At 60.8% G+C, this 11,978-nt stretch carries 13 protein-coding genes; all 13 read right to left on the reverse strand.

All coding sequences use genetic code 11. The features are described 5' to 3' along the window. Positions 1-8: 8 nt before the first annotated feature. Entirely contained in the window at positions 9-401 is a 393-nt protein-coding gene (locus tag KZH41_RS21960) for a DUF2802 domain-containing protein (protein ID WP_263273700.1), read from the reverse strand. Then, on the reverse strand, positions 402-884 hold the full coding sequence (locus KZH41_RS21965; RefSeq protein WP_003236843.1) for a chemotaxis protein CheW: 483 nt from the start codon (positions 882-884) through the stop codon (positions 402-404). Between the two features lie 76 nt (positions 885-960). After that, positions 961-1,755, reverse strand: coding sequence for a CheW domain-containing protein (locus tag KZH41_RS21970; protein WP_263273701.1), 795 nt, complete (start codon positions 1,753-1,755; stop codon positions 961-963). Next, entirely contained in the window at positions 1,755-2,543 is a 789-nt protein-coding gene (locus KZH41_RS21975) for a ParA family protein (RefSeq protein ID WP_017134961.1), read from the reverse strand. Before KZH41_RS21975 ends, KZH41_RS21970 begins: the two co-directional genes overlap by 1 nt. A gap of 51 nt (positions 2,544-2,594) precedes the next feature. Further along, entirely contained in the window at positions 2,595-3,482 is an 888-nt protein-coding gene (gene motD, locus KZH41_RS21980) for a flagellar motor protein MotD (RefSeq protein WP_094950797.1), read from the reverse strand. 15 nt (positions 3,483-3,497) lie between these two features. Continuing rightward, the gene (locus tag KZH41_RS21985) at positions 3,498-4,238 is read right to left on the reverse strand and encodes a flagellar motor protein (RefSeq protein WP_094950765.1); all 741 of its coding nucleotides are present in this window, start codon (positions 4,236-4,238) and stop codon (positions 3,498-3,500) included. Then, complete coding sequence (locus KZH41_RS21990) at positions 4,238-5,350, reverse strand: protein-glutamate methylesterase/protein-glutamine glutaminase (RefSeq protein WP_094950764.1); 1,113 nt, start codon at positions 5,348-5,350, stop codon at positions 4,238-4,240. The genes KZH41_RS21985 and KZH41_RS21990 overlap by 1 nt, the downstream gene beginning before the upstream one ends. Positions 5,351-5,398: 48 nt before the next feature. Then, positions 5,399-7,618 carry a chemotaxis protein CheA gene (locus KZH41_RS21995; protein WP_263273702.1) on the reverse strand — a complete coding sequence of 740 codons (2,220 nt, stop codon included), beginning with the start codon at positions 7,616-7,618 and terminating at the stop codon, positions 5,399-5,401. A gap of 11 nt (positions 7,619-7,629) precedes the next feature. Next, on the reverse strand, positions 7,630-8,418 hold the full coding sequence (locus KZH41_RS22000; protein WP_094950762.1) for a protein phosphatase CheZ: 789 nt from the start codon (positions 8,416-8,418) through the stop codon (positions 7,630-7,632). An 18-nt stretch (positions 8,419-8,436) separates the two neighbouring features. Further along, positions 8,437-8,811 (reverse strand): chemotaxis response regulator CheY, encoded by a 375-nt coding sequence (locus KZH41_RS22005; RefSeq protein WP_005790040.1) that lies wholly within the window; start codon positions 8,809-8,811, stop codon positions 8,437-8,439. Positions 8,812-8,979: 168 nt separating this feature from the next. Beyond that, on the reverse strand, positions 8,980-9,720 hold the full coding sequence (fliA, locus tag KZH41_RS22010) for an RNA polymerase sigma factor FliA (RefSeq protein ID WP_094950761.1): 741 nt from the start codon (positions 9,718-9,720) through the stop codon (positions 8,980-8,982). Next, complete coding sequence (fleN, locus tag KZH41_RS22015) at positions 9,717-10,550, reverse strand: flagellar synthesis regulator FleN (RefSeq protein WP_003192912.1); 834 nt, start codon at positions 10,548-10,550, stop codon at positions 9,717-9,719. The genes fliA and fleN overlap by 4 nt, the downstream gene beginning before the upstream one ends. A gap of 105 nt (positions 10,551-10,655) precedes the next feature. After that, positions 10,656-11,972, reverse strand: coding sequence for a flagellar biosynthesis protein FlhF (gene flhF / locus KZH41_RS22020; protein ID WP_094950759.1), 1,317 nt, complete (start codon positions 11,970-11,972; stop codon positions 10,656-10,658). Positions 11,973-11,978: the final 6 nt, after the last annotated feature.

The raw sequence follows: 11,978 nt of genomic DNA on the forward strand, positions 1-11,978 counted from the left end.
CAAGCACATCAGCTCTTGTGTAACTTACTCATCAACTGCGCCTCAGCCTGGGTCAACCCGCACGACTGGGTCAGCTCATCCACGGTCGCGCCCATGCCCACCAGCTTCGCCGCCTGGGCAAACGACAGGCTCGAAGGGTCGCGCTGTTCGATCTGCGCCAGCTTGTCCGGCAACGGCGCCAGGACCGCGCGCAGTTCATGCACCTCGTCCCCGACCTTCACCGCACTCTGCTGGAAGTGATCCACACGCTTGACCAGGTCGAGGATGCGCCGGTCACGCACGGCATCGCGCTCGGCCTGTTGCAAGGCCAATTCCCGTTGCTGGTGCATATAGCGCAGCAGGAACGCCACCGTCCCAGCCCACAACAGGGCCAGGACAATCACCGCTGCTTCAAGAAACAATCAGATGTTCTCCAGATCCGACCATTCTTCTTCGCTCATCATCTTGTCCAGCTCAACCAGAATCAGCAGCTCGCCGTTCTTGTTGCACACGCCCTGGATGAACTTGGCCGACTCTTCATTACCGACGTTCGGCGCGGTTTCCACTTCCGATTGGCGCAGGTAAACCACTTCGGCAACGCTGTCGACCATGATCCCGACCACTTGCTTGTCGGCTTCGATGATAACGATACGGGTGTTGTCGTTGACTTCGGTCGGCACCAGGCCAAAACGCTGGCGGGTGTCGATCACGGTCACGACGTTGCCGCGCAGGTTGATGATGCCCAGCACATAGCTTGGAGCACCCGGAACCGGCGCGATCTCGGTGTAGCGCAGCACTTCTTGCACGCGCATCACGTTGATGCCATAGGACTCGTTGTCCAGTTTGAAGGTAACCCATTGCAGGATCGGATCATCCAAACCTTGTGCGGACGCTGACTTATTCATACCACTGACCCCTTCAAATGCCGTTTTACTCGGCGTGTGTACTTCGCTGACCGCACTCGCATGCGGGCCTTATTATTCAATCAACTGTGTGTGTGTTCGGCGCCATCGCCTTGACGGCGCCACTGGCGATCAACTCGGCCAGCTCAGCGACGTCCAGCAACGCGCACATGTGTTCAATCACGGTGCCCGCCAACCACGGCCGTTGGCCCCGGTGGCTGCGCCATTTGATTTCATTTGGGTCCAGGCGCAACGAGCGGCTGACTTGATGCACCGCCAGCCCCCACTCGTAGCCCTGCACCGAGATCACGTATTGCAAGCCCTGGCGAAAGTCATCGCGGTAACGGTCGGGCATGACCCAACGCGCGGTGTCCAGCACCTTGAGGTTGCCGGCTTGGCTTGGCAGGATGCCGAGGAACCACTCCGGTTGCCCGAACAGTGGCGTCAGCTCCTGGCCTTCCAGCGAATAGATCGAACCCAGGCACACCAGCGGCACCGCCAGGGTCAACCCGGCGACGTCGAACAGCAGGCATTCGAACGGCTCGGCGGCCCACGACGGTCGGCCATCACCGGTCACCGGCGGCGGCGTGATGCTCGGTGGCAGATGGACTTCCACCACAGGCTCGACCACAACAGGCGCCACAACAACCGGCGCAACCGGCACAACAACCGGCACGACGTGCGCATCGCGGGCTTGTTCTTCGAGCACCGCCAACTGGAATTCATCCAGCGTGCTTTCGGGCTCTACGACGGCAGGTTCAAGTACCAGAATCGGTTCCGGCAGTTCCTCCTCGGTCGCGTCCTGCAGCAACGCATCCAGGTAGGATTCCAGTGCCAGTTGCGGCCGGGTCTTGAGTTGAACGGGACGGTTCATCACGCCACCTGCGCCACAAGTTGCTGCGACAGCAAATGCTTGAGCAACGCACGGTAGGCCAGCACACCACGGCTTTTGCCGTCGAACTGCGAAGGCGTGAGGCCCGCGCGGCTGGCGTCACGCAGGCGCGTGTCCACCGGAATATAGCCATTCCAGATGGTCTCGGGGTAAGCGTCACGCAACACACGTAAAGTGCCGAGAGACGCCTGGGTCCGACGGTCGAATAGGGTGGGCACGATGCTGAACGGCAGCGCCTGTTTGCGCGAACGGTTGATCATCGCCAAGGTGCTGACCATGCGTTCCAGGCCTTTGACCGCCAGGTGCTCGGTCTGCACCGGGATCACCAGTTGCTGGCTGGCCGCCAAGGCGTTGACCATCAGCACGCCGAGCAACGGCGGGCTGTCGATGATGGCGTAGTCGAAGTCCTGCCACAGCTGCGCCAGGGTCTTGGCGATCACCAAGCCCAAGCCGCTCTGCCCCGGCGACTGGCGCTCAAGGGTAGCCAGCGCGGTGCTGGACGGCAGCAGGGAAATGCTTTCGTTACTGGTGGGCAGCAGCAGTTGCCCAGGCAGGTCGGCAGGCACGCTGCCCTTGTGCAGGAACAGGTCATAGCAGCTGTGCTCCAGCGCATCAGGGTCGTAGCCGAAATAGCTGGTCATCGAGCCATGCGGGTCGAGGTCGACCACGACCACACGCTTGCCCGCCTCAGCCAGCAAGCCGGCTAAGGCGATGGAGGTGGTGGTCTTGCCGACCCCACCCTTTTGATTGGCAACTGCCCAGACTCTCATTCGGTTGATTCCTCCCGGTGGGCTAAAGCGCGACCGAGACAATGCATAAAGTTATTGAGCCGGTGACGGAGAATTGACGGCACTCTGACGAACCGACGGCTTAACGGTTGGCGGTGCAGTTTGTGTGCCAGCCCGCTTCAAGGCCGCATCCGGTGTTGCATTAGCGGTGCCGGTACCGGTCAGGCTGCGGCGAACATCTAGGTTGCGCGACACCACCAGCACCACGCGACGGTTACGCGCGCGGCCTTCCGCCGTGGCGTTATTGGCCACCGGCTGGAACTCACCATAGCCCACCGACGCCAACCGGCCAGGGTTCACGCCCTGCATCGCAAGCATGCGCACGATGCTCGCGGCACGTGCCGACGACAGCTCCCAGTTGGTCGGGTACTGCGCGGTGGCAATCGGAAAATTATCGGTAAAGCCTTCGACGTGGATAGGGTTTTCAAACGGTTTGAGGATCGCCGCCACCTTATCGATGATGGTGAACGCTTGGTCGCTCGGCATCGCGTCGGCGCTGGCGAACAGCAGGCTGGAGTTAAGCTCGATCTCCACCCACAACTCATTGCCGCGCACGGTCATCTGGTTCGATTTGATCAGGTCGCCAAACGCGGCACTGATGTCGTCGGCGATGCTTTTCAGAGGGTCGCTGGTGCCACCGATGCCAGCGGCGGTTTCATCGCTGTCGTTGACCAGCGGCTTGGCCGGAGTCACGGTCTTGGGTCGTTCTTCGCCGATTGGAATCGGCTTGAGGGCACGGTCGGTGTCGTTGAACACGCCGACCAGCGCCTGGGAAATGACTTTGTACTTGCCTTCGTTGATCGATGAGATGGAGTACATCACCACGAAAAACGCGAACAGCAAGGTAATGAAGTCGGCGTAGGACACCAGCCAGCGTTCATGGTTGACGTGTTCTTCAGGCTCCCGGCGGCGACGGCTCACACTCAATCCCTCCCATCAATCCATGAAGCCCTGGAGCTTCAATTCGATGGAGCGCGGGTTCTCACCCTCGGCAATCGACAACAGGCCTTCCAGCAACATTTCGCGGTAACGCGACTGGCGCATAGCAATCGACTTGAGCTTGCTGGCCACCGGCAACAACACCAGGTTGGCACTCGCCACGCCGTAAATGGTGGCGACAAACGCCACGGCAATCCCGCTGCCCAACTGCGACGGGTCGGCCAGGTTACCCATCACGTGGATCAGGCCCATCACCGCACCGATAATGCCGATGGTCGGCGCGTAGCCGCCCATGCTTTCAAAGACTTTGGCGGCGTTGATGTCGCGGCTTTCCTGGGTGAGAAAGTCCACTTCCAGGATGCTGCGAATCGCTTCCGGCTCGGCGCCGTCCACCAGCAACTGCAGACCTTTGCGCGCGTAGCTGTCGGGCTCGGCATCGGCCACGCCTTCCAGGCCCAGCAGGCCTTCCTTGCGCGCGGTGAGGCTCCAATTGACCACGCGATCGATGCCACCGGGCAGGTCGACGCGCGGCGGGAAGATAATCCAGATCAGGATCTGCATCGCACGTTTGAACGAGCTCATCGGCGATTGCAACAACGCTGCGCCCACCGTGCCGCCAATCACGATCAATGCCGCCGGGCCGTTGGCCAAGGCGCCAAGGTGGCCGCCTTCAAGGTAGTTGCCGCCGATAATCGCGACAAACGCCATGGTGATGCCAATCAGGCTCAAGACATCCATCAGAGGCAGGCCTCCACCAGATGCTTGCCGATGTCGTCCAGGCTGTAGACGGCGTCGGCCAGGTCAGCCTTGACGATGGCCATGGGCATGCCATAGATCACGCAGCTGGCTTCGTCCTGGGCCCAAATCGCGCTGCCGCCCTGCTTGAGCAGACGTGCGCCTTCACGGCCGTCGGCGCCCATGCCGGTGAGCACCACCGCCAGAACTTTGTCGCCGTAGGACTTGGCTGCCGAACCGAAGGTGATGTCCACGCACGGCTTGTAGTTCAAACGCTCGTCGCCCGGCAGGATTTTAATCGCACCACGGCCATCCACCATCATCTGCTTGCCGCCCGGGGCCAGCAACGCCAGGCCAGGACGCAGGATGTCGCCATCCTCGGCTTCCTTGACGCTGATGCGGCACAGCTTGTCCAAACGCTCGGCAAATGCCTTGGTGAACGCAGCCGGCATGTGTTGGATCAACACGATCGGCGCCGGGAAGTTGGCTGGCAGCTGGGTCAACACCCGCTGCAATGCAACCGGGCCGCCCGTGGACGTACCGATGGCCACCAGCTTGTAGGCTTTGCGCTTGGGTGCAGGCGAATGCGCAGCTGCACGCGCAGGAGCGGCGGCCGGACGCGCAACCGGCGCAGGTGCCGGGCGACCAAAGGTGCTCGGGGCTGCGGGCGGCGGCGTAACCGGTGCAGGCGCCGGCGCACTGAACAGGCTGCGACGGTTACTGCGTGAAATGCTGTGCACCTTCTCGCACAGCATCTGCTTGACCTTCTCGGGGTTGCGCGAGATATCTTCGAAATTCTTCGGCAGGAAGTCCACCGCACCCGCATCCAGCGCATCCAGGGTGACCCGGGCGCCTTCATGAGTGAGCGAGGAGAACATCAACACCGGCGTAGGGCAGCGCTGCATGATGTGTCGAACTGCCGTGATGCCATCCATCATCGGCATCTCGTAGTCCATGGTGATCACGTCCGGCTTCAGCGCAATGGCTTGATCAATCGCCTCTTTGCCGTTAGTGGCCGTGCCGACCACCTGGATCGTTGGATCGGCGGAAAGAATTTCCGAGACGCGGCGGCGGAAGAAACCCGAATCGTCCACCACCAGGACCTTGACTGCCATAAACACTCCGTTAGGCGGGGCGGGCAATACCGCCCTGCCCCACCAGAATCAAATACGCCGTGCGGCGTAACGCTTGAGCATGCTCGGAACATCAAGAATCAGCGCGATCCGACCGTCACCGGTAATGGTCGCACCCGACATGCCCGGGGTTCCCTGCAGCATTTTGCCCAAAGGCTTGATGACCACTTCTTCCTGGCCCACCAACTGATCGACGACAAAGCCGATGCGCTGGGTGCCCACGGATAAGATCACCACATGGCCTTCGTGCTGCTCTTCATGTTTGGCCGATGCCACCAGCCAGCGCTTGAGGTAGAACAGTGGCAACGCCTTGTCGCGCACAATCACCACTTCCTGGCCGTCCACCACGTTGGTGCGTGACAGGTCGAGGTGGAAGATCTCGTTGACGTTGACCAGCGGGAAGGCGAACGCCTGGTTGCCCAGCATCACCATCAGGGTCGGCATGATCGCCAAGGTCAACGGCACCTTGATGACGATTTTCGAGCCCTGGCCCTTGGTCGAGTAAATATTGATCGAGCCGTTGAGCTGGCTGATCTTGGTCTTCACCACGTCCATGCCCACACCACGGCCGGACACGTCGGAAATCTCGGTCTTGGTCGAGAAGCCCGGGGCGAAGATCAGGTTGTAGCACTCGGTGTCGGTCAGGCGGTCGGCGGCGTCTTTGTCCATCACGCCACGCTTGACCGCGATATTGCGCAGAATCGCCGGGTCCATGCCTTTGCCGTCATCGGTGATCGACAGCAGGATATGGTCGCCTTCTTGCTCGGCCGCCAGAATCACCTTGCCGTTGCGGGACTTGCCCGAGGCTTCGCGTTCTTCCGGGGTTTCCACGCCGTGGTCAACGGCGTTGCGCACCAAGTGGACCAGCGGGTCGGCCAGGGCCTCGACAAGGTTTTTGTCGAGGTCGGTTTCTTCACCCACCAGTTCCAGGTTGATTTCTTTCTTGAGCTGGCGTGCCAGGTCGCGAACCAGACGTGGGAAGCGGCCGAAGACTTTCTTGATCGGCTGCATCCGCGTTTTCATCACCGCGGTCTGCAAGTCAGCGGTGACCACGTCGAGGTTCGACACAGCCTTTTGCATGGCTTCATCGCCGCTGTTCAAGCCCAAGCGCACCAGGCGGTTACGCACCAGCACCAGCTCGCCGACCATGTTCATGATGTCGTCCAGGCGCGCGGTATCAACGCGCACGGTGGTTTCGGCTTCACTGGCAGGCTTGTCGGCCACCGGCGCCGCCGCAGCTCGCGCAGGTGCCGGGGCGGCTGCAGGGGCTGGAGCGGGTTTGGCGGCAGCCGGGATGGCGGCCGGTGCGGGTTTCGCCGCTACCGGGGCGGCAGTCGCCGCAGCGGCCGGGGCCACTTCGGTGAACTTGCCTTTGCCGTGCAAATCATCCAACAGGGCTTCGAACTCGTGATCAGAGATCAGCCCGTCGCCCGCGGGTGCCGCACTGGCAGGTGCTGCACCGGCGACTGGGGATGCGGCGGTCGCGGCAACTTGCGGCAAGGCTTCAGCGACAAACGTGCCTTTGCCATGCAGTTGGTCGAGCAACGCTTCGAATTCGTCGTCGGTAATGTCGTTGCTGGCCGGGGCCGCCGGCGCTTTCGACTCGGCGGCGGGTGCCACCACGTCAGCGGCGAACTGGCCTTTGCCATGCAACTGGTCGAGCAGGGATTCGAACTCTGCGTCGGTGATGTCTTCGCTGGTCGGCGTTGCGGGCGCAGCAGGCGCTTGCGGCGCCTCAGCCTCGGCCTTCACCGCACTGAGGGAGTTGAGCAACTGCTCGAACTCGCTGTCGGTCACATCCGCTTCCGGCTCAGCAACCGCAGCAGGCACTGCTTCCACCACCGGCGCAGCCGGGGTGGCGGCAGGTTCTGCCAGGCGCGCCAGGGCGGCCAGCAGTTCCGGCGTGGCCGCTGTGATCGGGGCACGTTCGCGCACTTCGCTGAACATACCGTTGACCGCATCCAATGCTTCCAGAATCACGTCCATCAGTTCCGAGTCGACGTGGCGCTCACCCTTACGCAGGATGTCGAACACGTTCTCGGCGATGTGACAGCACTCCACCAGCTCATGGAGCTGGAGGAAGCCGGCGCCCCCTTTTACAGTGTGAAAACCGCGAAAAATTGCATTGAGCAGGTTCGCATCATCCGGTCGACTTTCCAGCTCGACCAGTTGTTCGGACAGTTGCTCTAAAATTTCGCCGGCCTCTACAAGGAAATCCTGAAGGATTTCTTCATCGGCGCCGAAGCTCATGTGGGTGCTCCTTAGAAGCCTAAACTGGATAACAGGTCATCTACGTCATCCTGACCTGACATAACGTCTTCACGTTTATCGGCATGAATCTGCGGACCTTCACCCTTGGCGAGATGTTTTTGTGGATCTTTTTCCGAGAGGATCGCTTCGCGGTCATGTTCGATGCCGGCAAAACGATCAACTTGGCCGGCCATGAGCACCAATTTGAGCAGGTTGCTTTCCACTTCGGTGACCAGCTGGGTCACGCGTTTGATCACCTGACCGGTGAGGTCCTGGTAATCCTGGGCCAGCAGAATGTCATTGAGGTTGCTGGCAACCGTACGGTTGTCCTGCTCGCTGCGCGACAAAAAGCCGTCGACCCGACGCGCCAAATCACGAAACTCTTCGGCCCCCACTTCGCGACGCATGAAGCGGCCCCAGTCAACGCTCAGGGCTTGTGCTTCGGTGGTCATGCCATTGACCAAGGGCGTTGCGTTTTCCACCAGGTCCATGGTGCGGTTGGCCGCCGCCTCTGTCAGCCTGACCACATAGGACAGGCGTTCGGTGGCATCGGTAATTTGCGAAATTTCTTCGGCCTGGGGCATGTGCGGGTCAATCTGAAAATTGACGATCGCACTGTGCAGCTCGCGTGTGAGCTTGCCCACTTCCTGGTACAGGCCGCGGTCACGGGTCTGGTTAAGCTCATGGATTAACTGCACCGCGTCGCCGAATTGGCCTTTTTCAAGGCTTTCAACCAACTGGTGAGCATGCTTTTTCAGGGTCGACTCAAAGTCTCCCTGTGACGTTTCTTTATGCTCCATAGCTCCCCCGTGGCAGCATCAATGACCGATGCGTTCGAAGATTTTTTCGATCTTCTCTTTCAAGGCCAGTGCAGTGAATGGCTTGACCACGTAGCCGTTTACCCCAGCTTGGGCGGCTTCGATGATCTGTTCACGCTTGGCTTCGGCGGTCACCATCAACACAGGCAGGCTGCGCAGTTTTTCATCGGCGCGCACGTGGCGCAGCAAGTCGATGCCGGTCATGCCCGGCATGTTCCAGTCGGTTACCAGAAAGTCGATGCTCCCGCTGTTGAGGATCGGAATCGCCGTAATGCCGTCATCCGCCTCGACCGTGTTAGTGAACCCAAGGTCACGCAACAGGTTTTTTATGATCCGCCGCATCGTTGAGAAGTCATCAACGATGAGGATTTTCATGTTCTTGTCCAATTCGACCTCCAAGCAGTCTTAAACGCGCCCAGCACCTGGACGCGCCATTTCAATCAACAGGCGTTACACAAAAAGGACTGCCCAGGGCACCACGCAACGAACCCGCGAAAGCATGCAGCCTTCGCGGTAGCGTCTGCAGTGTCCCCACACTGCCTGTCAGCGCGTGCGCCACTCTCCCAATCGCCCCCGCAAGCGGGCTGCGCACTGGCTGTGCAACTGGCTGACACGCGATTCGCTGACCCCCAGGACCTCACCGATTTCCTTGAGGTTCAGCTCTTCGTCGTAGTACAGCGACAACACCAGTCGCTCACGCTCCGGCAAATTGGCAATCGCGTCCGCCAACGCCCCCTGGAAACGTTCGTCTTCCAGGTCGCGCGACGGCTCCAGATGTGCACTCGCGCCATCCTCGTGCAGCCCTTCGTGTTCGCCGTCCTGCAACAGGTCGTCGAAACTGAACAGGCGGCTGCCCAAGGTATCGTTCAAAATCCCGTAGTAATCGTCGAGACTCAATTGGAGTTCGGCCGCAACTTCATGATCTTTAGCGTCACGACCGGTTTTTGCTTCAATTGAGCGAATTGCGTCACTGACCATTCGCGTGTTGCGGTGTACCGAACGCGGCGCCCAATCCCCTTTACGCACCTCATCGAGCATCGCGCCACGTATACGAATACCCGCATACGTCTCGAAACTCGCGCCTTTGCTCGCGTCGTATTTGGTCGACACTTCGAGCAAACCAATCATGCCGGCCTGGATGAGGTCTTCGACCTGCACGCTGGCGGGCAGGCGTGCCAGCAAGTGGTAGGCAATGCGCTTGACCAGCGGCGCATAGCGCTCGATCAACTCGCCCTGGCTGTCACGTGCCGACTTTTTGTAAAGGTTGTAGCCGCTGGCTGTCATAGCACCGGTCCTGCGCTCGTCTGATGCACCAATCGCTCGACGAAAAACTCCAGATGCCCCCGAGGGTTAGCGGGCAACGGCCAAGTATCGACCTTCTGAGCAATAGCCTTGAACGCCAATGCGCATTTGGAACGAGGGAACGCTTCGTAGACTGCACGCTGCTTTTGCACAGCCTTGCGTACACACTCGTCATAGGGAACTGCGCCCACGTATTGTAGGGCGACATCGAGGAAGCGATCCGTGACCTTGGTCAACTTGGCGAACAGGTTTCGCCCTTCTTGCGGGCTTTGGGCCATGTTGGCCAACACGCGAAAGCGATTCATGCCGTAGTCACGGTTAAGCAATTTGATCAGGGCGTAGGCGTCGGTGATCGACGTAGGTTCGTCGCAGACCACCAGCAACACTTCTTGCGCGGCGCGCACAAAGCTGACCACCGACTCGCCGATCCCGGCGGCGGTGTCGATCACCAGCACGTCGAGGTTGTCGCCGATATCGCTGAACGCCTGGATCAGGCCGGCATGCTGCGCCGGGCTCAGGTGCACCATGCTCTGGGTGCCCGAGGCGGCGGGCACGATACGAATGCCACCGGGGCCCTGCAGCAGCACATCGCGCAGCTCGCAGCGGCCTTCGATCACATCGGCAAGGGTATGTTTGGGTGTCAGCCCCAGCAGAACGTCGACGTTCGCCAGGCCCAGGTCAGCATCCAGCAGCATGACGCGACGGCCAAGCTCTGCCAGGGCCAGGGACAAATTCACTGACACGTTAGTTTTCCCGACGCCACCTTTGCCGCCGGTCACCGCGATCACCTGTACGGGATGCATGCTGCCCATTTTATTTCTTTACCTTGTCTTGCTTAGACGCAGGCTACATGGCTTGGCCGCGTGAATCGCTTGCAGACCATCGATGTAGGTACATTTCACGGTGTTCATCCCGCCTCAACCGACCCGTTTTGCCGGGTGGTGGTAAAGGTCGGCGAACATATCGGCCATCGCTTCCTCGCTAGGCTCTTCTTGCATTTGCACGCTGACAGCACGGCTGACCAACTGATGACGGCGCGGCAGATGCAGATCATCCGGAATCCGCGGCCCGTCGGTCAGGTAAGCAACCGGTAATTCATGACTGATAGCCAGGCTCAGCACTTCGCCCAGGCTCGCGGTTTCGTCGAGCTTGGTGAGGATGCAACCGGCCAGGCCGCAGCGCTTGTAGCTGTGGTAGGCAGCGGTAAGAACCTGTTTCTGGCTGGTGGTTGCAAGCACCAGGTAATTCTTCGACTTGATGCCACGCCCGGCCAGGCTTTCCAGCTGCATTCGCAGCGCTGGGTCGCTGGCTTGCAGGCCGGCGGTGTCGATCAGCACCACGCGCTTGCGCAGCAGCGGGTCGAGGGCGTTGGCCAGGGACTGGCCCGGGTCGACGTGGGTCACCGACACATTGAGGATGCGGCCCAGGGTCTTGAGCTGCTCCTGGGCGCCGATGCGGTAGCTGTCCATGCTCACCAGCGCGATGTTCTGCGCGCCGTACTTGAGCACATAACGCGCCGCCAGCTTGGCCAGGGTGGTGGTCTTGCCCATGCCGGCAGGGCCGACCATGGCAATCACACCGCCCTCTTCCAGGGGTTCGATTTCCGGGGTGACGATCATGCGCGCCAAGTGCGCCAGCAACATGCGCCAGGCTTGGCGAGGTTCTTCGACCTCGGCGGTGAGCGCCAGCAAGTCACGGGACAACGGGCCGGACAGGCCGATCCGTTGCAGGCGACGCCACAGGTTAGCCTGTTGCGGCTTACTGCCTTGCAACTGGTTCCACGCCAAGGAGCCCAACTGTACTTCGAGCAGCTCACGCAGGCCATTGAGTTCAAAACGCATCGAATCAAACACGCGCTGGTCGACTGCGGCGGCCGGTGCCGGCGCTGCAGGACGTGGCGGCTCTTTGAATGTTGGTTCCACCAGCGGCTCGGAAGCAGTAAGCGGCAGGCCGGCGAACAGCTGGCGATTGGTGGTGGCGTCGCTGTCGCCACGCATGCTCAGCTCAGCCTGGGCCGAGACAATGCGCGAGGCGGTCTTGCGCAACTCGTCTTCGAGTTCCATGTTCGGCACGCGCGGCGCCAGCGCCGAGGGCGTGTAATCCAGGGCAGCCGTCAGCTCGACACCGCCGGCAATACGACGGTTACCGATAATCGCGGCATCGGCGCCCAGCTCATCACGTACCAGTTTCATGGCCTGACGCATATCGGCGGCGAAAAAACGCTTAACTTGCATATCCCA

This window comes from Pseudomonas sp. YeP6b (assembly GCF_025642995.1).
GTDB lineage: Bacteria > Pseudomonadota > Gammaproteobacteria > Pseudomonadales > Pseudomonadaceae > Aquipseudomonas.